Consider the following 24,548-nt stretch of genomic DNA (forward strand, 5'->3'; position numbering starts at 1 on the left):
CTCAACTGGCTTTTCAATAAAAGTCTCCGTTAATACGGCAAAATACTCTGCTTCATTCGTCGCACCGTATTCATGGATAAAGCAGATGAGCATTTGATGCGTAAACTTGACCCCTTTACCTGTTTTACACCGCTCTACCCAACCAATCTCTGGGGTCAAACCTAAAATAGCTTACTAACAGGTTAAACAGTTCTAGGTTTTCTTGCTTTAGCTCAACTGGCTTTTCAATAAAGGTCTCCGTTAATACGGCAAAATACTCTGCTTCATTCGTCGCACCGTATTCATGGATAAAGCAGATGAGCATTTGATACGCAAACTTGACCCCGTTTGTGGTTACCAGTTTTACACCGCTCTACCCAACCAATCTCTGGGGTCAAACCTAAAATAGCTTACTAACAGGTTAAACAGTTCTGGGTTTTCTTGCTTTAGCTCAACTGGCTTTTCAATAAAGGTCTCCGTTAATACGGCAAAATACTCTGCTTCATTCGTCGCACCGTATTCATGGATTACGTGCGGCATTTGATACGCTAACTGTGTTTTTAGCTGACGATAGGCACGACTTAGCACATCAGCCCAATGCTGGTAACTGATCCCTTTTGGCAGCTCTGGCGTGCCATTGGTATTGCCAGCTTGCTGGTCCAATTGATGAGCAAACTCATGAAACACCAAGTTATGGCCATCCCCGGGTAAGCGGTTACCCTCGAGGACATCATGCCAACTGAGCACCAAGGTACCACCCGGCCAAGACTCGCCTTGCCTCACAGCAGTGTGATAGCTTACTAACCCAGCACTGTCTTTATTGGTTTGCGGCGCATAGTACTGACTTGGATATAGCAGTACTTCTTTAACATTGGGGTATAAAGGCCAAGTTTGATTTAACACCAATAAACAGGCATCCGCTGCGATAATTAACGACATCGGCCTTGTCACTTGCAGGCCGTCACGTCCAATCACACGCTTTTCACCTAAAAACCAAATGATGTGCTGCTCTAAACGCGTACGATCAGCATCTGTCATGTTGCGATAAATAGGCATGTATTTGCGCAATATTTTTTTATCTGCTCGTGACAGAGTTTGCTGCTGGTATTTTTTGTGCCAAAAGTAGCGCCTGATGTCATTGAGGTACCAATAGGCCACCACAAACACCACTAAGAACACGATCAACATAAGATTTATCATACTTGCTCAATTACTGTGCTTTTTTATTTAAGTGTGTTCACTCTTGTCCCTTTTCAATCGTTTTTTGATAAAATCGACAAAAAAGTACCGAATAAAAAACAGCCATGACCTTGCCCATTGAATCCATCAAGTCAGAATTTCTAGCCACCATCACAAAGCAAGATGTTGTCGTGACCGCAGCCACAGGCTCCGGGAAATCAACACAACTGCCTATCTGGGCAGCCTCTATGGGAAAAGTATTGGTTGTCGAACCACGGCGAATTGCGTGTACATCGCTTGCTGAATATGTCGCTAGCTTATGCAACTCACAACTAGGCGACAAGGTGGGGTATGCTATCCGTTTTGAAACCGTATTTAATGAGCAAACGGATATCGTATTTGTTACGCCCGGTGTCGCACTAAGATGGTATTTTGAAGATAAATTAGCCGATTATTCACACATCGTGCTGGATGAATTTCATGAACGGCGTTGGGACATGGATTTGTTGCTCGCCCTGCTCAAGCAACATGCTGAACACCGGTTAGTACTCACCTCCGCAACGCTTAATGCACAGAGCTTGAGCCGCTATCTTGAAGCGCCCATTTTACATAGCGAAGGCAATATGTATCCGGTAGAGCAAGACTTTATCGCAAAAGATCAGCGTGCAATGCCTAGTAAAGACCGATTGACAGAGCGCGTAGTCTTTGCCTGCCAACAAGCGCTTGAAGACACGCAAGGCGATATTTTGGTGTTTTTGCCAGGTAAAGGAGAAATTATCGCCTGTGCCGCAGCCTTAAAATCTCTCGAAGTCATTATTGTCCCGCTGTACAGCGGCTGTAGTAAGCAACATCAGCAACTTGCTCTATCGCAACAAGCAACGCAACGCATCATACTCGCCACCAATGTCGCAGAAACATCTCTGACAATTCCAAATGTTACCTGTGTCATTGATTCAGGATTAGAGCGCCGCACACACTTGAGAAATGGCAAAACCGTACTTGGATTAGATGCTATAGGGCAAGATTCAGCAAAACAACGCCTCGGTCGCGCAGGCAGAACCCAAGCAGGTATCTGCATTCGCCTGTACGGCCAATATGCCCCTTTAATAGACCGTACACCACCAGAAATTCAACGCGAAGCGCTCACCGAGCTTGTACTCGCAGCAGGGTGCGCTGCACAAGGCGTTGACTCATTGCCCTTTATCGATCCCTTGCCAGAGACGTCAAAGCAACGCGCAATTTCAACGCTCCATAGCATCGGTGCCATTGACGATGACCAACGTGCTACCGGCCTCGGTCGACTACTATACCCGCTCCCAGTCGATGCTGAACTTGGATATTTAGTTGACAAAATGCCCTCTGGCGCGCTTAAACAGGCCATGATTGACTTAATCGCTGTTATCTCTGTGCCAGCACGTGTTTACCAACTACCGACTCACCTTGAACAGTTAGAGCAACTAAACTTACTACTTCCTAATCAATGCGATGCAGAACTTGCTATCGCGCTGATAAGAGGAAAGCTTGATGGGATTGTTCAAGCAGAACCAGAAGCCCTAACCGAAGCCAAGCAGTTTAGTGAACAGTTAAGAGAAGCATTTTCACTGCCAAGTCTTGATAAGGCTGCTAGCTACGATCGCCACGCCCTTATCAAAGCCATCGCAGAGGCCCGCCCAGAGTGGATATTCATAAAGCGACAAAACCGCAGAGGCGGTTTTGGAAACGGTCACATGGAAATATCTCCTTCCAATACCTCTCGAGTAGATGAACGCTCTCAGGCAATGCTGGTACTCGATACCTTCGCTTTAGCAGGCAAGGGCACAAAGCAAGCTATGACCATGGCAACACTTGCCGCGCCATTGCCGATTAAAATGCTAGTTGAATTAGGAGTAGGTGAACAGCATATTACTCATGCATTTATAGAAGATGGGCAGATAAAAATAGAATATAACCTAATCTATGCAGGCGTTTCGCTGGCGACCAAAGTAAGTCATGCAGAAGGTGATATGTTGATCCCCGCTTGTCGTATGCTAATTCAAAGCGGACAGTTGTATCCCGGTGTTAGTGACATACTCGAAGAGTCGCTCGCATACCATGCTTTATACTATCAATACGAGAAAATAAGCGACATAGTACCCGCGCCAGAGGAGTACTTAGAAAGCAGGTTGTCCGAGCTGGGCGTCACTCACTTTGAAGACCTAGAGCTAATTGAACCAGAAGATTTATATTTTCAAGCCATAGAAAGTTGGATATTAGCGCCTTTTATTGAAAAACACCCTATCAAAGTCACACTGCCCGAATTAAGCATGTCAGTAACGTATAACTTTTTATCAAAAAGAATTTTATTAGAATATCAAACGGGTAATAGAAAAGATTCGCCCAAAAGATGGGAACTGCCAAGCTTTCAAGGCTTTAAAATACAATATAAAAAAGCCAGTAAAGTCGTTGATATTAGGTAAAAAACCATGAGTAAACAACTTTAAATTTTAATGGAGGGGTAACCCTCCATTACTTTAATTACAAATAAATTCAAAAAACAACAAACCTTATTTATTTTTATTTAAAAGATTTCACCTTCTCCATTTGGATTTTAAAAACCTAATCACTCGCATCCACCAAGGCGATAGTAAAAGAAGGAAAAGCTAGCTATACATATTAGATAAGCAGCAATTATTAATATAAGAGTTACTAACTAAAATTATTATCGGCCATCATTTCCAGTTAAGATTTGCTTCTGAGAGTTTCGCAGTGATTCAGCACCACGCCTACGAGTCTCGTCTCTTTGCTTGCGGGTTGAGCAATACTTAGTTGGAATATTTGAGCCCAAAGCCGTCACTTGTTCGCAACGATACCCTGAATCTGTTGTTTTACTCTGTCCATCATTGCTTTGACAGCCCACTAAGAAAACACTCGTTACAGCCAAAATAGTAAGAACATTAAGTTTCATCTTTATCATTCCTTTTAAACTTTGTTTATATCTAATTTCATACTTAAAAGCACAACCTATAACAAATAACACTGAAAATATGAAATAAAGCCAGACTCAAATTAACCTATTAGAAAAAGTCTCACTTACTCTAAAAAAACCATGAACCAGTAAACCCATTCTGTAAGAGCTATATCGCTTATATTTTTACACCAATAAAAATCTGTTTATTTATAAACAACAAAGTAGAATACAGATCGAAACCAACCAAACTTAGTTAAATAAACAGTAACACACCATAAATTCATTAAATACAGCTTTAAATTCCAATGCAAATATAGTGACATCCTACTCCAAGCGGTACCTAGCATGCATTTAAAATAAAACCATTAACATTTTATACTAAAACAAAAAACAACCGTCAACAAAGCAGGTTGCTGTTATTAATATTTAAATAAAAGACATCTCTTAGTTTATAGCAAGCTTACAATTCAAGATGGCGTTAAAGTAAACCTCTAACAATAATATAATTGTCTAGCCCTGTATGAATAAGCTAATGGCCAAGCATAACATCCAATTTTAGTTGCTTAGATTTGATGTAACTTTCATACTTACATGAAAGAAAAAACCGTATTAAAGCGTCAATGCATAGGCTCACACTACACGTAATAGATGTGTCTATATTTGCGAATATAAAGGCACTAGCTATTGTCTAAATAACAAATGCACTAAAATAGAAACAGCAATGCCTTTCGGAAAAAGAGAAGATGTGAGAATAGATTTTAAGTGAAGCGAGCGGAAAAATGCAGTTCCGCCTATGTTCTAGTATCTAGCGTTAGTTTCCACTGTTAACTGTCGATACTCTTTGAGCATCACGCAAATCTCGCTTTGCTTGCTCACGAGCTTCTGCCCTTTGTTTTTTAGTAGAACAATATGTGGTGGGAATATTCGAACCAAGCGACCTTACTTGCTTGCAGCGATAACCCTTATCAGCCTTGCTATTTGCAGTCGCACCACTATCGTTGCTTTTACACGCAATTAAAAATGTACTTGAAAAAGCCAAAAGTAAAAGTGTCTTTAATTTCATGATTCCTTCCTTTTTAAATTGGATTTAGTTTGATTATTTATTGTTTTTATTTTGGATAAAAAAGGCCGCAGTATATGCGGCCTTTTTTAAACTTCAGATTAGAAGCTGTAATCAACACTTAGGTAGAAAGTGCGAAGCAGCTGGTCATAGTAACGACCTTCATAACCTACAAGGTGGCCTTCTGGATCACCTAGTGAGAACGGAGGCTCAACATCAAATAAGTTGTTAACACCAAGTGTAATCACTGTGTCTTCTAAGCCATAGTAATCAACTTTATAATCTGTCTTCACGTATGAAGGGATTTGAAGTTGTACGTGCTCTGAAACAAACTGATTACTACCAACGCCATCTTCGTCGAACACTTCTTCCATTGTTGGGTTAGCAATTGTACCTGCAAATACCTCAACACGGTCGTCACGGTAGCCAGACTTATAGCTTAGACGAAGTGTATGCGAGAAGTCACCATGCGTTAGCACGTTTTGGAATGTAGCAATATTTCTGAATACAACTTCGTTATCAGTACCGTATTGACCAAGGCTTGATCTCCAGTCATAAGGTACAACACCTGGCGCTGTGTACGTAGACTTAGTGATATAAGTACCTTGTAAAGTCGTCTTCAGCTGGCCGAAGCTTAGCTCATTGTTGAACTCAAATTTCCAGTCAATACCCGCAGTTTCATTTTTACCAAGGTTAAGCGAACTACGCTCGACACTCAATAGCTTTTGGTTGTCATCGGCACGGCTTGTGTGAACAACAAACGCATCATTGAATAAACCAACATTCTGGAACATATAATCAAAGTCAGGTGCTTGTACCTGGTCTTCAATCTCTACACTCCAATAGTCAAATTGGATTGTTGTATCAGTTGTTGGAGAGTAAACAAAACCTAGTGACTTCTGCTCAGACTGCTCAGGAGCTAGGTTAGGGTTACCTTTGAAGAATGCTTGATACTGTGTTGTACCTGGAGGACAGAATCCTTCACGTGAAGGGTCACCTAAATCAGGACAAGTATAGTTACTACCCGTCACACCATTCGCTGAAAGAGGCTGTGCGTAGTCACGAAGAGAGGCAACTTTAAAACCAGTACCGATTGAACCACGAATTACTAAGTTATCTGTCGCATTGTAACGTACGCTGAACTTGTAAGTTGTGTCGTTTGCAGACGTGTAATTATTGTTATCAGCAACGCTGTTTTTAACCTTACCAATATTATCGTAACGAATAGCAAGGTTAGCACTTAAGTCGTCAAGGATTGGTACCTGGAACTCAGTGAAAGCACCATAAGACGTACGGCTTAAGTCATAGTCGAATGAAGTTGGTTGAGGCGTTGCAACGCGATTAACGTGTGCTTCAGTACGAGTAAGCTCGTATGAGTTTTCGCGAGCATCTATACCATAACCAATGTACACCTCACCAGCTGGCAATTCGAATAAAGGTTGTGAAGCACGGAAATCGAATGATAACACTTCTGTCTTAATTGTTCTCCATAGACCACGCCACTGTACGCTTTCAAGTGCGTCAACAGATGCTTGGTCCTGCATGAACTGGTCAGGAGTTAAGAATACGTCGATAGCACCTGATGCGATAGTAGGTGCAAATTTAGAACGGTTGAAGTGACCATTTTTGATGTGCTCTTCACGCTCATTTGTTGAGTAAACGAAAGCAGTGTTGAAATCAACTTGGTCGAAAAGAGTACCTTCAAAGCCAGTAATTAAGTTGATGCCAGTATTTTTGTTTTCAGTCGTACGGTTCCCACCTGGAAGAGCACGCCATGAAGCACCAAACTCTGTCGCATTTGCTTTTTCTTCGTCTGTTAGGTGTTTTTCAATATACTTGTCAAACAACACACTATCAGTACCGATTGGTAGTACACCTGTTGGGTTAGGTGCAATACGACCAGTCATTGAGAAGTCTGTGTAAGAGAATGTTGCAAAGCCTTGAATGTCATCAGTTACTGTGTAATCAGCTTGAAGGATAAGCGCTGCACGTTCGTTTTCTGGGTAGATTTCTAATGTGCTTGTGTAGTCAAATACACAGTCAACACCACCGGCATTACCGAAAGGAGATACCGCTGTGTTTGGAGCACAGGTATTATTGTCAAGATAGTATGGGCTGAATACACGTGTGTAAGAACCTGCAGTCGGACGACCTTCTTCATCACGAGTACCAATAAATACGTTTGCGATAGCAGGGATTGCGTTAGAAGAACCGTTTAGCTCCCAGTACTGTTCGCCATCGTGTTCAAACTCTAAGAAACCAGTTTTTGCAAAATCACGGTCTTTTGAACGAAGCATTTCTGTTTTATCGTAGCTAAGTGAAGCAACAATGCTATAACCGTCACGATCGAAATCACCAAAACCTGTTGTGAAAGATAGGTTGTAAGAATCACCACCATCTTGAGGACGGTCTGTACGTACAGAAAGCGTAGACTGGTCTACTTCAGACTTAAGAATGAAGTTGATTACACCCGCGATTGCATCAGAACCGTATAGTGCAGAAGCACCATCCGTTAAAACTTCTACACGCTCAATTGACGCAAGAGGAATTGAGTTAAGGTCAACTGTGTTGCCTGAGTTCATTGGTGCGATACGACGACCGTTTAAAAGTACTAGCGTATAAGCATCACCGATACCACGAAGTGATGCAGTTGCTTCACCAGTACCGCCGCCACCAACTGTAGATGTTGGTGTAGTAAAACCCTGCATTGAAGGGATTTGGGCAACTAGGTCACCTACGCTTGTAACACCAGTGTTTTTGATGTCTTCAGCTGAAATTACGTCAACAGGAAGTGCACCTGCAAGGTCAGTACCTTTGATACTAGTACCTGTAATTTCAATTTTTTCGATTTCTTTTTGTTCTTCAGCTGTTGCGTTAAACGCAGTTGCTGAAACAGCACCAAAAGCGATCGCTAAGCGTACTGCTTTTGAGATCTTACTATTTAACATTCAATTTCTCCCTGGGCTTTTGACAAAGCTTTTATTTTAATTATGCATTCAATACAAGGTTAAACACGTTACTTTTATGTGTACCTTATATGTAACAACGCAAGTATAGTAACCACAAAGTAAATACCCATGCAAGCTTGTAAAAATGAGTTAATACACATATTAATTGCACAAAACACAACAAGTAAAATTTATAAAGACCCCCGTTATAAATACAAACAATCTAACTAAACACTGCTCTAAACAAGCTTTTTTTTCGCTTTGTTATTTTGTCAAAAAAATCAAAATCAAAAAATAAAAGCAAATAAAAACAGACCTCTAATTGAAAAAAATGAGTATCAAAAACCTAGAAATAAAATAAATAATAAATTTAACACGGGAAGGGGTAGAAGAAATAAAACACGTCAAACGCTCAAAATAAAGCCAGACGAATAAATCATAAAAATTAACTTCGTGAACATTTTGAACACAAATAGGTACAAAAATGACAATAAAATAAATAAAAAAAAACCTGCGGATGCAGGTTTTTTAGACGAGAATATTTCAAGCTGAAACTTCAGCTACATGGCATCTACCTTTTTTACATAAATTCACTAAGCGTTGTTTATGAATAAAGTTATAAATGCTGCAACATGTTATATTTTCCTTCTAAATTCGTAACTTGGCTCTAGGTTAGACTAGAGCCAAGGGTCCTAATATTAGAAAGTGTAATCAGCTTGTAGGTAGAAAGTACGTCCATACGGGTCTGCATAGCGTGGGTCATAACCAACCTGGTGACCCGCTGCTGCGTTAAGCGTAAATGGCGGCTCTTTATCAAATAAGTTCTTGATACCAAAGCTTACATTTGCGTTATCGCCCCAAGCATATGCTAAGCGATAATCAACTGTCATATATACTGGGATATGCTTTTGAATTACGCTACCATCAACAGCATCATTCCAATCATCAGCTTTTGCTACATAGAAACTTACATCTGCTGCTGCATCTGTGTAACCACTGCGAGCCTTAATATTCAAGCTGTGTGTGAAATCACCATGCGTGAAGGTATTATTAAAGTTCACGATGTTGCGGAATGTAACAGCTTCGTTAGTACCCACTTTACCTAAGCTAGAATCCCAGATATTTTCACTACCAACACGCAAGCTTTCACTTTCAAGCATGTAAGTACCCATTAATTGAGACTTAAGTGTGCCGAAAGAAAATTCTGTTGTGAAATCAAAGTGCCAATCAATACCTGAGTTTCTTGACTCACCCACGTTGTCAGCTGCTTGGATGATCGCTACAACTGTATCGCCTGTACCTTGGTCAATCTTAGTCGTGAACCACTCAGCGTATGTTACTGGGTCACCAAAGATTTGGTTCTGAGTTAGACGTCTAACCTGGTTTTCCATCTGTACGTTCCAGTAGTCCATACCAAAGCTTGTGCCTTGATCGCCAGACCATACAAAACCAAATGTGTACTGCTTAGAAGTCTCAGGCTTAAGTCCTGCATTACCTTCACGGAATACATCGTACTGAAGTTTGTCAGAGTAACAGAATTGTGCAATTTCTTGTCTCAAACCAGCTGGACAGTCATAAGGTGATGCTGTTACACCAAACTCAACACGTGGCTCTGCGATTTCACGCATTGTAGCCATCTTGAAACCAGTACCATATGAAGCACGCAACAACCATTGGTCATTAGGACGATAAGAAACACTCAATTTATATGTCGTATCGTCAGCACTGTCGTTAACAGTTTGGTTGCCAGTACGCTTAGAGTCTGTGATTTCACCAATTTCATCGTAACGTAATGAACCTGTTACTTCTAAGTTTTCAAGTACAGGTACTACGACTTCAGCAAATGCACCGTAGCTGTCACGCTCTAAATCAAACTCTTCACCAGCTGATTCAAATAGTACGACTTCAGCATTTTGACCTTCACCATTAGTCAGTGAGTAGTTTGACATGCGGTAATCAAAACCAACAGCCATGTATACTGTACCAGCATCCAGCTCTGCGATTGGGCCTGATGTTTTACCTTCAATAGCGAACAAACCAGTTTCGGTTGTGTCCCACAAACCATTAAACATCGTGTTTCTAACAGCTGTGTTTTGCTCATCAGTGAGTGAATCAGGATCTGCGAAGATATCTACTTCACCAGATGTAACAAGTTCAATGAACTCTTTCTCTAATGGGTAACCAGTAATACGAACTTGCTCACGCTCTGCATCAGACGCGGTAACGGCTAGATCATAGTTCCACTCGCCAAAGTCACCACGTAAACCAGCCACAAAATGTGTTGTTGTTGCCGTATATTCGTCCGTACGATTACCACCTGGAAGTACACGCCAGCGAGCAGCAACTTTCGTCATATCTGCTAGCACATTATCAGGAAGATATGGAAGTACATTATCTTTCACGATTTGTGAATCGTTAGCCAGTGTAAATGTACCTGTTGGGTAAGGTGCAATACGCGTAGTCATTTGGAATTCTGAAGCAGACGCTGTCACATATGCTTCTGTGTCGTCGTTTACTGCAAACGTACCTTGTAAGAATAAGTTGTTACGCTCACTCTCTGGCTGAATTTCTAATGTACTCGTGTAGTCAAACTGACATGCATTACCAGATGGTGCACTTGTCGTGTGACAAGAACCATTTGCTTCTTTATAAGGGTTTAATGCGTAAGTCTTAGTAACATTGTTGCCAGCGTCATTTAAAACTAAATTTCCAGCCTCGTCACGCGTGTTATAAGTCACGTAAGCGTTACCAGGGATCGCATTTGAAGAACCCGCAATCGCTACTAAATCTTGGCCAGCGTGCTCAAATTGAACAAAACCAGTTTTTGCAAAATCGCGGTCTACAGATCTTAAGTTGTCTTGCTCATCACGGCTAAAGCTCACCATAACGTTGAAGCCATCACTGCCTAAATCACCAAAACCTGTCGTGATTGAGAAGTTTGAGCTAGACGTATCTTTTGGCTTGTCATAACGTGCACTGATGGTTGTCTCTTGCACGTCATCTTTAAGAATAAAGTTTACAACACCTGCAATCGCATCAGAGCCGTATAGTGCAGATGCGCCATCTTTAAGGATTTCAACGCGCTTAATCGCTGATAAAGGGATTGAGTTAATATCAATACTTGAACCTGAGTCAGACGAAGCCATACGGCGACCATTGATAAGAACAAGCGTATATTCAGCGCCCAAATCACGTAGGGAAGCAGTTTGAATACCACCACCGCCACCGCCGACAGACTCACCAGCAGCTGTAAAACCCTGCATTGATGGAATGTTTGCGATCAAATCCGGCACACTTGTTACGCCAGACTTTGCAATATCTGTTGCATCGATTACATCTACAGGTAACGCACCTTCAAGGTCTGTTCGCTTGATTGCAGAACCCGTAATTTCAATACGCTCCACTTCTTGCTCACCTGCATCGTTAGCAGATACAAAAGCGGATGCTGATACAGCACCTAAAGCCAATGCTAATCGCACAGCCTTGGTTACTTGATTGTTTAACATTTGAATCTCCCTGGACCACTCTTTTGAGTGGTTATAATTATATAAATGGCGTAAGCCAATTTTTTTATTGTTGCACTTAAAGCAACATGGTGCAGAAATACTAAACAATCCCTGCCCTAAGCGTCAACAATTTTATTGCACTTATACCTGAAAAAATCAACATCACCACACAATAAAAGTTACAAAAAAAACACAACAAAAACAACAAACCTATGTTTTTAAAGGTTTTTATTATTTAAACCCAAAATAAAGACAAAAAATTAATAAACAACAAAAACAAAAAACCACCCGATTAGATCGAAAAACACAATAAAGGTACACAAAAAAACTGAGGCGAATTAAAAGCAAAAGAAAAAACACAATAAAATCAATAATTTAGATACAGCTAAAGCTCAAAAACCACAAGGTTAAACATGTGTAAACAAGCCTACACTGATAATAAATGGTAAACAAACAGGTCCAAACCCACTCAAAGTAAACCTTAAAAAAACATGGCAACAAAATAGATACAAAAAAAGATGGTTTTAGATGTTTTTTAAGCCAAAATAGATTTTATTGAAATAATTAAACCAATAGAGCTAGTAGCACTACTCGATAAAAAACATACTATGAGTTGAATTCGAAATGGAGCTCAGTTTATTAACGGCTCTGCGGCTGCAGAAAGTTAAATAGGATATTAGAGTGGGAAAGTGCGAAAGGCAGCCATAAAAAAACCTCGCAAATAGCGAGGTTTTTAAACTTTTTAAGTTAGGCAAATAGCTTAGAAGCTAATGCTGTAACCTGCAAAGATTTCACGACCGATGTGAGCTGTGTGATAGATAGAGTAATCAATGTAATTACCGTTATCATCGTAGTTCACTTCTTTATCAAACAAGTTACGTGCACCTAGAGTAAACGTACCGTAGTTTTCAGTGAAGTACTTCATGTTTAAGTTATGTGTAACGAACGTTGGAATGTTATCTTCGTACGCTTTCACAGGTACTAATTCACCATCACGTGATTCCGCTTTCACATATGCAGTCTCATACGTATCAGCAATGATATCTGTCGTCCAGTTAATCGCCACGTTATCCAGCGTGTAATTTACCGTGAACTGTGAACGCCACTCAGGTTGCTCAGGAGCACCTTTCTCATTACCTGTTGGGCCAGAGAAGTATACGTCTTCACCTACTTCAGTCAGTAACGTTGTTACGTTTCTGAACTTGAATTCACCAAAGCTCGTATCTAGCTTGTATGAAAGGTCAATGTCAAAACCTTTACGAGACATAGAAGAGCCGTTTGCGTAAAGTGTTTTAACTTTACCGTCTACAGCGCCATTCGCATCACGCTGAATATCAACTTGAGGGAATTTAGTTGTGATTTCGCCCAGCTTGCCAGCGTTCTCGATGTAAATTAGATCTTGAACAGTGATTAAAGACACGACGTTTTCAATTTCAAGCTCAAAATAATCAACTTTGAAAGATACATCTTCGAAGCCAGAGTAAACAAAACCTAGGTTAACATAAGTTGATTCTTCAGGACCTAAGTCTGGGTTGCCTTGTCTTAGTTCTTCAAATCCACGCTGCTTACATTCTGAAGCAGTTGTGCCTTGTTGTGCACAAAGCACATAGTCTGTCGCTTGAGGTGCACCTTCAGAGTCAGTTGCATTCAGCTCTTTAAGTGTTGGTGCACGGAAACCTTCTGAGTATGAACCACGAATAAGTAGGTCATCGATTGGACGGTACTCAACCTTAATACTTGGGTTGCCTACACTACCGAAGTCACTGTAATCATCGTAACGGTATGCCGCACTTACAATTAGATTATCAAATACAGGCATCTGCATTTCATAGAATACAGCAGTTACATCACGCTCACCTAGGCCTGAACTACCAGCACTACCACCGATAAGTTTCGCTTCACTTTGCGCATCATATTTAGACTGAAGTACTTCTTCGAAGTACTCACCACCAAAGTAGTGGCCGATCATACCACCTGGTAACTCACCAAATTCAAAACCAAGACCTGCGAAGAAGTGGTCTAGCTCGCTTTGGTTCTCTGTATACGTAGTCGCACGCATGTTATCGATACCCTCTTCAGAGCCCATATCGATACCATTTTGTTGGTTATATGCAAGACCTGAGTAACTTAGGTAGTAACGACCAGCTGTACGGTAATCTAGCTTAGCTTTGTGATAAGATACTTCCCACTCAGCTGAATCGCCGAACATACCTTTAAGACCTAACAGGTAGTCTTGCTGATAATCTGTTACTTCACCGTCACGGTTACCAAGTTGATACCAACGGAACTGACCATTAACAACTTCATCAGTCGGGTTATGCTCATTGTCAGCAGCCATGCCTCTCCAAGATGCCGCTGGAGGTGCATAACGACCGAAAGAGTCATTTCGGCTAAACATACCACGTGCATATAGCTCAATATCGTCTGTAAGCTCATATGTTACGCTAGTCATGATTGAGTCACGTTTAGTTGATGCAGAGTTAGCTGAAACGTCAGCAAATGCGTAACCACATACTTCACCCTTGCCAATACCACCTAGGCTTGAACCTTGGTCAAGTACACCAACAAAACCAGGAACAGTTTCTTTTAGGTCATTACATTTAGGTGAAGCTAGGTAGCCATCAGGGCCTTTTACAGTTGCACCGAAGTAACTAATACCTGTTGTTTCATCGTAAATTGAGATTTTGCCATCGCCGTTTGTGTCTTCCATTGTTGCAGACGTATAAGGACGGTCACGGTCGAAGATCTCACCACGCTGTTGGTGGTCATATACAAAAGTGATGTTACCTTTGTCAGAGCTTACACCAAATGAAAGAGACATTTGTTTAGTATCGCCACCTTTTGCTTCTGGGCGACCTACTTGAATATCAAACGTTGCCCCTTCGAAGTCTTTCTTAAGGATAACGTTGATTACACCTGCAATCGCGTCAGAACCGTAAATAGCTGATGCGCCATCTTTTAGGATTTCAATACGCTCTACCGCTGCCATTGGGATTGAGCTTAGGTTTGCACCACCGCCATTTAGTGATGGAGAACCACCTAAACGCTTGCCGTCAACCAATACCAGTGTACGACCAGCACCAGCGCCTAAAAGGCTTACTGTGTTTTGAGATTGTGCGCTGCTACCTGACGATGGTGTGATAGAACCAAAGCTGTTAGATGTAACGCTTTGTAGTGCTTCAGCAACAGATACTCGGCCTTGGCTTTCAAATTCAGCAGTTGAGATTACTTCAACAGGGCTTGCACCTTCCATATCAACACGCTTGATACGTGAGCCAGTTACTTCGATACGTTCTACTTTTTCTGCGCCTTCTGCAGCCACAGCATTCGTCGCAAATGCAGCTGAAGAAGCAGCACCAAATGCTAGTGCAATGCGCACAGCCTTAGTTACTTTAGTGTTCAACATGAGATTCTCCCTGGGCTTACCGCAGTGCAATAAGCTTGAGTTTTATAAGTCTTTATTTCTGGCTCTAGTGGCCGGTTTTAAAAATTCGGCATGGATACTAATCGGGACTCATGTTAAACGTCAAACAAGAGCGAGTTAACACTCACTAACAAGAATTAAACACAAAAGAATCTATTTTTAATATAGTTTTGAAGTTAATAAACACTTACTACAATATGAATTAAATTATTAATCAAATTCACAGGCGAGATGTACAATAAAAAAGCAAGTTTTGATCGCGTTAAAAAAGGCAAGCGACAATCGCGTTAATAAAAATATTTTTATTTTTGGTTTAAGTGGGTACAATTTGACCAGCAAGTTCGGTTTAACACAAAAAATTTGCACAAGTGGGCATTGGCATTTACATCACGGTAAACGCAATTTTATCGATTGACTATCTGCTGTACGGTAAAATCTCGAATATTACAAAGCGATAAAAAATCGCTTCCTGACGTTTACAAATCAAAAGAACGTTGACCTGCTAAGTTGATGGCATTTTCATCTATATTCGGTAGCATTCTGTAAATAGGTAAAATTTGCTTTTCTATATAGTGGGTATAATCTAGCTGCTTAATATCTTCAATAAAAAGCTGTGGGCCTGATTGGCTAATATAGTATGCAATTTGACTCCCCTTACCAAGACCATTAACAAGCCCTAAACGCGTTGCTTCTTTTGCTGCGCGCACGTGAGGCGGAATATTTTTGACATAGGCATCGAGTGGTTTACCCAACCGCTTTTTATATATCAACTTATCATCCACTTTCCCTGATGTGATTAAGCTAATGTAGTACTCTGTAATGTTAGTGACATTATTTCCATCAAATAGCGCTCTGATCAACGCTTGTTGATAGTCTTTTGCAATGCTCGTCCAATCACTGCGTACGGTCTCCATCCCTTTAAATACCAATTCAGGTTGCCCGTTTTTCTCGATTTGACCTACGTAGCGCTTTTTCGAGCCAGTTTCTTGGCCTCGGATCGTCGGCATAAAAAATGGGCTGTAATGAGTTTCAAACTCAATCTCTAAAAAGCTCTGTAATTTGTAACGCTCATTAAGCTCGTTCGTCCAGCGAGCATTAATTTTTTCCATCAGTGTATTACCAATACTTTGGCAAGATTCACCTCTCAAATCATCATTGACTTTAACAAACGTTGAATCTGTGTCGCCATATATCACCTCATAACCCATTTCTTCAATCCAACGACGCGTAGTTTGCATAATTTCATGCCCGCGCATGGTAATTGAGCTTGATAACCTTGGGTCGAAAAAGCGACACCCTTTAGAGCCCAGCACACCATATAAACTATTCATGATAATTTTTATTGCCTGCTGTAGCATTTGCTCACCTTCCTGCTTAGCTTGATGACGCGCCTCCCAAAGCTGCGCAACAAGCTGTGGTAAGTGATGGTGTTCTCGTGAAAATAGCCCCTTATTAAACCCTGGAATGGCACTAGCATCATCTTTGCCACCTTCAATAAGTCCCATGGGGTCAATACAAAATGACCGTATAATAGAGGGATATAGACTCTTAAAATCTAGTACTAGGACGTTCTGATATAATCCTGGCTTAGAGTCCATCACATAGCCACCTGGACTATCAAAGTTCAATCCATGCTCACCTAAATTCGGCGCAATATAACCACTGCGATGTAAAAGTGGTAAATATAAGTTTGTAAAGGCTGCAACAGAGCCTCCCATACGCTCAAGCTCTAAACCGGTTAATCGTGTTCTTGCGATCGCAAAATCAAGCAGTGACTGTTGCTGAAATATATCCCATACTAGCTGGCAGTCTTCTAAGTTATATTTTGCTAAGCTCAACTTGTCTTCATGGAATTGTCTAACAATTTCTTCTAACCGATTATCCTGACTGATCAATTTATCTCGCCCAAGTACTTCTTTAGCGACAAAGCTCAATTTAAATGTTTCAAAGTGGTATGTGGCGTTTTTCATCGTATCAATACCATCTATCACCACTCGACCAGGGATCAGCACACGCGTGAAATTACCTCTAGAAACATGCATGGCTTCGCCATCACGGCCAATATCCAAGGTGACACCCAAAGCTTGAGCGCGTTCATGTAGCACGACACAATCAAAATCAATGACATTCCAACCGATCAATACATCAGGATTTAACTGTACAATTAACGCACACAACTTATGCAATAACGCAATTTCATCGTCAACCCAAACAATATTCATATCGCTTGGCTGCGCAGAACCAATCATGACTACAATTTTATCTTGACCAGACACGAGGCCTACTGAAAATAAGACACCATCACCGCTGCATTCAATATCCAATGACAACATATTTAAACTAGGCACAAAGGTAGGATGCGCTTTTAACTTCGCATGCTGTAACTCGAGATAACCATTGCGCTTTATGGGTTGGCCTGTAACCCAAACGCCGCCTTTTATATATCGCTCCATCAAATACCTGTCAGCATGGCGGATATCTTCTTCATACATTGGCACATGCCCGTTCAGTGTTTCCTTGGCGGTATAAAAGTCACTTAAGCTGGTAAAGTAGATGGCACACACAGCTGATTGATCGAAATGTGTTAGCGGCACATCTGTCAATTGAAACTGGCAGCCAGCTTGCTCTAACCTGTGCCTTACTTGACCTTGATGCGATTGCTTGACAAAAAACACACTCTTTTCTTGCTCAATAAATGCTTTGATTACGCCTTGCTGTGTCTTTAACCAGTAACACAATCGTATCCTGCCTTTATATGAAGTTTGCTGCCGAGACAAAATAAAGCCCGGATATACTGCTTGTGCCAATTGTTAACCCCGCCTAAAATACACCCCTGTAATTATATCCATACTTTTTTGCTTAGGCGATCCACATGTTGTCAGACTCATTAAAAAAAACCGTACGTCATGCCCATCAAAATATCGCCCAGCAATTGGAGGACTACCGTCCTCGTAGTAGCCAGAACTACCTAGTGGCTGAAATAGCAAAAACACTCGCTGGTGAATACCACAAATCACAACGTATCTGTGTCATTGAAGCGGGTACTGGTACTGGTAAGTCATTGGCATATTGCTTAGGCGCACTCCCTTTAGCGCTAGCAAAAAAGAAAAAGCTCGTTATTTCTACCGCAACCGTAGCCTTACAAGAGCAGTTAATTGAAAAAGAGCTCCCCTTTTTCAAAGCACATAGCGGCATCGACTTTAAGTTTGATTTAGTGAAAGGACGCCAGCGCTATATTTGTGTTCAAAAATTAATGGCTGCAGTGAATGAAGATGATATGCAAATGTCTCTGGTTCCGACTACATCATCACCGCTGACTGACATGGAGCAAAAATGTCTTCAGACGCTGGCCAACGCATATCAAAATAAACAATGGGCGGGCGATCGTGATAGCTGGGAAGATACCATTCCAGACAAAGTATGGAACCTCATTGCCTGCGATAAACATGCCTGTCAGCGTCAGATGAAATCACATCATTTATGTCCTTTTCACCTGGCACGACAAAAAATTGCTCAAATGGATGTACTGGTGATTAATCACGCCTTACTACTCGCCGATTTAGAATTGGGTGGCGGTACGATATTACCAGAACCTGAAGACACGTTTTACGTCATTGATGAAGCTCATCATTTGCCGCACATTACACGTGACTTTTCATCGGCCGCCGCAACCATCAAAGGCACCATTGAGTGGCTTGAAAAATTATTAAAATTTAGCGGTAAAATGGCCAACACCATTGTCTCGCAAAAAGCCATCGGACAGAACTTTAAGCTCAATGATGCTGCAAACGACACCAGTAAATACTTAAGGACGGTGCGTGACAGCCTTGATCAAGCAAACTTCGAATACAATGATAGTGATACCTATCGATTTATAAATGGGGATGTGCCGGAATCACTTACGACTCAAGCAAAAGACATTGCTGATGCCACCCTTGATGCACTGCGGGCACTCAATAAAATGCATGATGCACTGACAACAGATGTATCAGATGGCGACGTGCAGGCATTTCTCGCTGATCCACTGTTGGTAGAGAGTGGTCAATATATTAACCGACTAGAACAGCTTAATAAGTTATGGTTTAGCTATGCTGCGAAAGGGGAAAGCACCCCGCATGCACGCTGGATTAAACGTATGGAATATAAAAACCATCATGACCATTTATTGTGTGATTGCCCCATCGATGTCGGGTTTTATTTAAAAGACAAGCTCTGGCGAGAGTGTGCAGGCGCTGTGCTTTGCTCTGCGACACTGACTGCACTTGGCAGTTTTGATCACTTTTCTAGAGAAGGAGGGTTAACTGGCGAGGAGGGAGTGAAGTTTATTAAAGCTGACTCACCGTTTGATTATCAGCAACAAGCGACTTTGCATTTGCCTAAAACAGCCGTTGAACCAACAGATCAAACATTCAGTGATTTTTTGGCCGACGCATTGCCGCAATACTTGGATAAGAAAAAAGCCAATTTGGTGTTGTTTGCCTCTTACTGGCAAATGGATCATGTTGTGACTGCACTACGTAAAAAGAAACTGAATATTCTAGTACAAGGCGAAATGTCACGAGAGGCTTTATTGAGCCGCCATAAAGCAGCCATTGACTTGGGTGCCGGCAGTATTTTATTTGGTACACAAAGCCTCTCCGAAGGACTAGATCTGCCTGGTAAATATCTAGAGAACTTAGTTATTACCAAAATTCCTTTTGCCGTACCAACCTCACCTGTTGAAGAAGCACAAGCTGAGTTTATTCAATCAAAAGGCGGAAATCCGTTTTTATCTATTACTGTACCTGATGCTGCAAAGAAATTAGTACAAAGCTGTGGTAGACTGCTGCGCAAGGAAACTGATTCTGGTCGCATTACGATACTTGATAGGCGTCTTGTAACCAAACGTTACGGAAAAGCCATGCTTGATACGCTGCCACCCTTTGCTAGACAAATAGATTAAGAATGCTAGAACTCGCTTTTGACCCACTCACATGGGCACTTTTATGTGCAGTTGCTTTGGCAGCTGGTTTTATTGATGCCGTCGCAGGTGGCGGAGGCATGCTAACTGTACCTGCACTGTTAACTGCGGGGTTGCCGCCTCATGTTACGCTGGGTACCAATAAATTAGCGGCCAGTTTCGGGTCACTCACTGCCAGTTTTACTTATTATAAAAAACAGCTTTTTAATCCACGCTTTTGGGCAGCCTCTACGTTAGCAACAGCCATAGGTGCCATCCTAGGCACACTACTTGTAGATAAGCTGAGTATTGAATTTTTAAATAAGCTCTTGCCTGTGATCATCATCATCGTCGCTTTATACAGCTTATTTGGCAGTCTGAGCTCTACGGAACTAAACACTCTGCCTAAAAAAACGCCTATGTTGAAAGTAAAACAATGGCTACAAGGTTTATCACTGGGCTTTTTTGATGGCTTAGCAGGCCCTGGAACGGGCACCTTTTGGACTGCCTCAAACAGCTTACTGTATAAAATGAGTTTACTCTTAAATTGTGGCTTGGCGCGCTCAATGAATTTTGTGTCAAATTTTATTTCCCTGATCACATTCGTCGCGCTAGGACATGTCAATTTCTTATTAGGGATCACCATGGGGGCATTTCTCATGCTCGGTGCATGGATTGGCGCTCACTCAGCCATTAAGTTTGGCAGTAAATTAATAAAGCCTATATTTAATACTGTGGTCATAATATTAGCAGGCAAGCTCATTTTTGAGGCATATATATCATGAGCAGAGCACTGGTTAAGCTCAACAGTAAACTTGAACAACTGGGCACGCAGGCGCACCAGTTTGACAATGCAAAGTGGTTTGATAAAAACCGCTATATCCAAAATCAGCCAAGTTTATTCGATAGTCACTTGTTCCATACAAAAAGCCTATTACTCGGTGATTATGTCGACGAAATAAAACTTACACTTAAAAACCTGCCCCCAGAACAAAATCGCCATGCCTATCAATTTGCTGTAGAGCAAGTCGGGGAGCAAATGCAGGCCATCATTAAAGTGCTTAAATCCACCCCCGTGTGGGCCAAAGAAAATAAACTCAGCCAACCTAAAAAAGCCAAAGTATTTAAAAAAGCAGTGCAACGCATTATGCAGTCATCCCATGAGCTTTATCAGGAGCTGTCACAAAACCATGAGTTTGAACGTCGTCTACAAGATATGATTGATAGTCGTCGTGCGCAACTTGATGGCGCAAACGCAGAACAAAATGCAAAGCTCAACGCTGAAATTCTAGCACTTCATACCCGTTTAGGACGCTGTCGCAAGGCCATCTCTGCCACCGAAGAAAAAATACAACAGCTCGAAAAACAGGGTAATCGTTAACGTGCTGTTTTACGACTCTATCTACAGTAAGCTAGCACTTCCCCCTAAACATCGCTTTCCTATTTGTAAATATGAGCAGCTCAAATCGTATATTGAAGCGATGGGGTTGGGCCAATATATCAGACCTGTGAGTAATAAAGCCTCTATGCAGCAACTTGTTCGCTGCCATAGTGAAACGTATATCCACGCATTTTGCACTGGCGCAATGAGCCAAACTGACATCAAGCGTATGGGGTTTCCGTGGTCCGATCGATTAGTTGAGCGAACTCTCACCTCTGTTGGCGCGAGCATTGAATCAGCAAAGTATGCGTTAAGACATGGTTTTTCAGCGAATTTAGCAGGTGGATATCATCACGCGTTTGCAGACAGAGCGACAGGCTTTTGTATCTTCAACGATTTAGCCATTGCTGCGTGTGAGTTGTTAGACACTGAACTGGTCGACAATGTGTTGATCTTAGATTGTGATGTTCACCAAGGTGATGGCACAGCGGCCATTTTACAATCACGCCGCGATGTGATCACCTGCTCAATTCACTGCGAACAGAACTTTCCAAGATTTAAAGAAACCTCAGATTATGACTTTGCCCTCCCCTCAGGCACACAAGACAGTGAATATTTGACTACCCTAAAGCAAGCCTTGGAACTGTGTGTGCGGGTCCATCAGCCTGACATTATATTATACAATGCGGGAGCTGATATATTCCACAAAGACGAACTAGGGCACTTCGATATATCACTTCAAGGTGTGTTAGAACGTGAGCAAATCATTTTAGACTATTGCTATCAGCATCAGCTCCCTCTAATGTGTGCATTAGGCGGTGGTTACCAGCGTAATACCGACAGTTTAGTCACAGTGCATCAGCAACTTTTCAATGCCTTAGCCTCATCCCACTTTCTCACCAAATAGGCTTTGTCATTTAGTTTTAGTATGTGTCCATACAAATTTTACCTTACCGTTAAGTCGCGCAGTCAACTTTTATGATATAAACTTTATAGTGTAAAAAAGGGGGGAAGTGATATTATGAAACTGCATGATGATTTACATAATTATTATGAAAAAATTATGCTCGAACAAATCGTGGAGCGGAAGTTACATGAGACATACGATGAAAACGTCATGGCTGATTTCTGTTGTACGGTCCTCAATCAATTACCTGCTCGTTACATTCGATATGATGTCGATATGGAATTTTACCTGCCTCAGGCTGAGCGACAACAAATGGAAGAGCGTGTTAAGATCGCCATCGAAGTAGCTGTAGAGCAAGTATCCAAAAAGAGACAATTTAACACATGAGTAATCCCTCCTCACTAGACCAAGCTCCACAACATGTAAAACTCGCTATCGATTTGATAATGCTATTAGAACAAAACCAAGTACCCCCTCAGCAAGTCTTAGATGCACTTGAAATAGTCAAACAAGATTATCAGCAAAAAGTCGATGCCGGAGCTGAGTAAAAACTTAACTTTTAACATTTAAAACACATTTGGTCATATTATGGCGATAAGATACATGTTTATCATGTGTATATACACACTCTGATAACGCTATATCGTCAATAACAAGGAATATTATGACCAACAAAATGATTCATTCAGCACTTTTGCTTAGCTGCATTACTTATAACACCAGTATAAAAGCGAATGACTTCGCCGCCCTCAACGAGGCGCTCCCACCAAGTTATGTAATTAATAACACAGAGCCCGTTTTTGACTTTGACGGTGATGGCTGTTTCCCAAGTGCAGGGATAAGTCGGACAGGGCAACAAAACTCTGGGCTGAAAACCTCTGGCGCACTGGGTGGCAGTTGCCGTGATAGGGAGTTTTTATCAACGTCAAATACAGTCCATAGATATGCGTGTAAAACGACCAATGTGGGGCAGTTTTGCGCTCACTTTTACGCTTTATATTTCAAAAAAGATCAGATCATTCCATATCTTGGCGGCGGGCATCGCCATGATTGGGAGTATGCCGCTATTTGGACCATAGATGGCAGTGTGACACATGGAAGTTACAGTGCCCATGGAGATCTATATACAAAGCCAGCCAATCAACTTCCCTTCGAAAATGGACATTTGAAAATTGTTTACCATAAAGATGGCTTGCTAACACACGCGTTTAGATTTGCCAAACCCAATGAAGTGGCCGAAAACAATTATGGATACTTTGTCACCCCTCCTATCATCAGCTGGTCTCACATGATAGGAGATGGGATCAGTAATCAAGCTCTGCGTGACAAGCTCAATACCTATGATTACGGCTCTGCCACTTTACCTGTCAAAGACAGCCGTTTTTTACTCAACTTAAATCGTTTCAAACCAGATAATTACCCAACTTTTTCAACACAAGATCTTTAAAAGTTCGTGAGGGCTACAACTTGCCCTCACATTTCCAATACTTCAAGCACTGTGCAACAAGCACTGGCCAGCCATCATCAGCTTATACTGTGCAAAAAACTGACTATCCAACTCAGATTCATAAGGACAGACAAAGTACGCGACGTCATCCCTCAGCGGAGCGCCTGCGAGGTGTTTCCCATCTTCCCAATATAGAACGGCATGCTTCACTAACTCCTCGAGATAAGTGTGGTCCCACTGATAGTGGGCATAGCCATGATGATCAGACAAATAAGGGGAATAATCTTGTTTACACAAGACACTTGTGACACCATTTTTATGATCTGCAAATGCCTGCGCATCTTGCTCCGCAGTGTGTGGATTAACAAAGTAGGCTATATCGCGGCGCGGCGGGATGGCCTGCGGTAATCCAAACTTTTCACGTACAGCAGAACATTCAACCACGATCCAAGACACAAAATGAGCACCGATTTGATGGTCCCATTTCAAAGCAACAAACATGAAGATACTCCTTCCAACAGTATTAATACATCTAAGTACGATTGCTTGTTTGTCCTTAAACCTGCCTTTTTGACGTCCTATACTACTCCTTTATCACAAGCTTCGATGTCAAAAGGCTGTTCCTAATATATTAACGCAATTCTAGTCTAGCGCTGATAGCAGATACAGCTAAACTTTCTGCGAAGAATATAATGTTTAACCTATATCAATATCTCGATAGTTTACTGTCCAATCCCCCATTTTCGTATCAACTTTTTATATATGTATCAATCGTCAATTGGGGGCTAACACAAGTCAGTTCTCTCAATAAGTTACATCTTGAAATAATGA

Annotated in this window: 16 protein-coding genes and 2 pseudogenes; 8 read left to right on the plus strand and 10 right to left on the minus strand. The window is 41.5% G+C overall.

Annotation, left to right across the window (positions count from 1 at the left end; translation table 11 throughout):
- The 3 genes and pseudogenes from N473_RS26015 to N473_RS20665 form a co-directional block, all read right to left on the minus strand.
- Window positions 1-78: pseudogene (locus N473_RS26015) on the minus strand (zinc-dependent peptidase); the annotation flags it as partial.
- Between the two features lie 46 nt (window positions 79-124).
- Window positions 125-289: pseudogene (locus tag N473_RS20660) on the minus strand (zinc-dependent peptidase); the annotation flags it as partial.
- Between the two features lie 53 nt (window positions 290-342).
- The gene (locus N473_RS20665; protein WP_063369575.1) at window positions 343-1,179 is read right to left on the minus strand and encodes a M90 family metallopeptidase; all 837 of its coding nucleotides are present in this window, start codon (window positions 1,177-1,179) and stop codon (window positions 343-345) included.
- Window positions 1,180-1,283: 104 nt separating this feature from the next.
- Here N473_RS20665 and N473_RS20670 point away from each other — a divergent pair, with 104 nt between their 5' ends.
- The gene (locus tag N473_RS20670; protein ID WP_063369576.1) at window positions 1,284-3,614 is read left to right on the plus strand and encodes a DEAD/DEAH box helicase; all 2,331 of its coding nucleotides are present in this window, start codon (window positions 1,284-1,286) and stop codon (window positions 3,612-3,614) included.
- A gap of 242 nt (window positions 3,615-3,856) precedes the next feature.
- Here the strand turns inward: N473_RS20670 and N473_RS20675 are convergent, their stop codons facing one another.
- The 6 genes from N473_RS20675 to N473_RS20700 all read right to left on the minus strand — a co-directional run bounded on the left by N473_RS20675 (window position 3,857) and on the right by N473_RS20700 (window position 17,850).
- Window positions 3,857-4,102, minus strand: coding sequence for a hypothetical protein (locus N473_RS20675; RefSeq protein ID WP_063369577.1), 246 nt, complete (start codon window positions 4,100-4,102; stop codon window positions 3,857-3,859).
- Between the two features lie 814 nt (window positions 4,103-4,916).
- Window positions 4,917-5,168 (minus strand): hypothetical protein, encoded by a 252-nt coding sequence (locus N473_RS20680; RefSeq protein WP_063369578.1) that lies wholly within the window; start codon window positions 5,166-5,168, stop codon window positions 4,917-4,919.
- Window positions 5,169-5,266: 98 nt separating this feature from the next.
- Window positions 5,267-8,113 (minus strand): TonB-dependent receptor domain-containing protein, encoded by a 2,847-nt coding sequence (locus N473_RS20685; protein ID WP_063369579.1) that lies wholly within the window; start codon window positions 8,111-8,113, stop codon window positions 5,267-5,269.
- A 698-nt stretch (window positions 8,114-8,811) separates the two neighbouring features.
- A complete protein-coding gene (locus N473_RS20690; RefSeq protein WP_063369580.1) occupies window positions 8,812-11,619 on the minus strand; it encodes a TonB-dependent receptor in 2,808 nt (935 codons plus the stop codon).
- 760 nt (window positions 11,620-12,379) lie between these two features.
- The gene (locus N473_RS20695; protein ID WP_063369581.1) at window positions 12,380-15,025 is read right to left on the minus strand and encodes a TonB-dependent receptor; all 2,646 of its coding nucleotides are present in this window, start codon (window positions 15,023-15,025) and stop codon (window positions 12,380-12,382) included.
- Window positions 15,026-15,519: 494 nt separating this feature from the next.
- On the minus strand, window positions 15,520-17,850 hold the full coding sequence (locus N473_RS20700; RefSeq protein WP_063369582.1) for a DNA polymerase II: 2,331 nt from the start codon (window positions 17,848-17,850) through the stop codon (window positions 15,520-15,522).
- Window positions 17,851-17,915: 65 nt separating this feature from the next.
- Here N473_RS20700 and dinG point away from each other — a divergent pair, with 65 nt between their 5' ends.
- The 7 genes from dinG to N473_RS20730 all read left to right on the plus strand — a co-directional run bounded on the left by dinG (window position 17,916) and on the right by N473_RS20730 (window position 23,717).
- The gene (gene dinG, locus N473_RS20705; RefSeq protein ID WP_063369583.1) at window positions 17,916-19,985 is read left to right on the plus strand and encodes an ATP-dependent DNA helicase DinG; all 2,070 of its coding nucleotides are present in this window, start codon (window positions 17,916-17,918) and stop codon (window positions 19,983-19,985) included.
- A gap of 2 nt (window positions 19,986-19,987) precedes the next feature.
- On the plus strand, window positions 19,988-20,767 hold the full coding sequence (locus N473_RS20710; protein ID WP_039608632.1) for a sulfite exporter TauE/SafE family protein: 780 nt from the start codon (window positions 19,988-19,990) through the stop codon (window positions 20,765-20,767).
- Window positions 20,764-21,363, plus strand: a complete 600-nt coding sequence (locus N473_RS20715; protein ID WP_063369584.1) for a primosomal replication protein — start codon at window positions 20,764-20,766, stop codon at window positions 21,361-21,363. The genes N473_RS20710 and N473_RS20715 overlap by 4 nt, the downstream gene beginning before the upstream one ends.
- 1 nt (window position 21,364) lies before the next feature.
- A complete protein-coding gene (locus N473_RS20720; RefSeq protein WP_063369585.1) occupies window positions 21,365-22,270 on the plus strand; it encodes a histone deacetylase in 906 nt (301 codons plus the stop codon).
- A 114-nt stretch (window positions 22,271-22,384) separates the two neighbouring features.
- The gene (locus N473_RS20725) at window positions 22,385-22,657 is read left to right on the plus strand and encodes a late competence development ComFB family protein (RefSeq protein ID WP_039608629.1); all 273 of its coding nucleotides are present in this window, start codon (window positions 22,385-22,387) and stop codon (window positions 22,655-22,657) included.
- The gene (gene rsmS / locus N473_RS26020; RefSeq protein WP_081221321.1) at window positions 22,654-22,818 is read left to right on the plus strand and encodes a pleiotropic regulatory protein RsmS; all 165 of its coding nucleotides are present in this window, start codon (window positions 22,654-22,656) and stop codon (window positions 22,816-22,818) included. The genes N473_RS20725 and rsmS overlap by 4 nt, the downstream gene beginning before the upstream one ends.
- Window positions 22,819-22,934: 116 nt before the next feature.
- Window positions 22,935-23,717 (plus strand): NPP1 family protein, encoded by a 783-nt coding sequence (locus N473_RS20730; protein ID WP_063369586.1) that lies wholly within the window; start codon window positions 22,935-22,937, stop codon window positions 23,715-23,717.
- Window positions 23,718-23,759: 42 nt separating this feature from the next.
- On the opposite strand, the gene N473_RS20735 is transcribed toward N473_RS20730, so the two are convergent.
- Window positions 23,760-24,218, minus strand: coding sequence for a hypothetical protein (locus tag N473_RS20735; protein ID WP_063369587.1), 459 nt, complete (start codon window positions 24,216-24,218; stop codon window positions 23,760-23,762).
- Window positions 24,219-24,548 lie beyond the last annotated feature (330 nt).

This window comes from Pseudoalteromonas luteoviolacea CPMOR-1 (assembly GCF_001625685.1).
In the GTDB taxonomy this organism is placed as follows: domain Bacteria; phylum Pseudomonadota; class Gammaproteobacteria; order Enterobacterales; family Alteromonadaceae; genus Pseudoalteromonas; species Pseudoalteromonas luteoviolacea_K.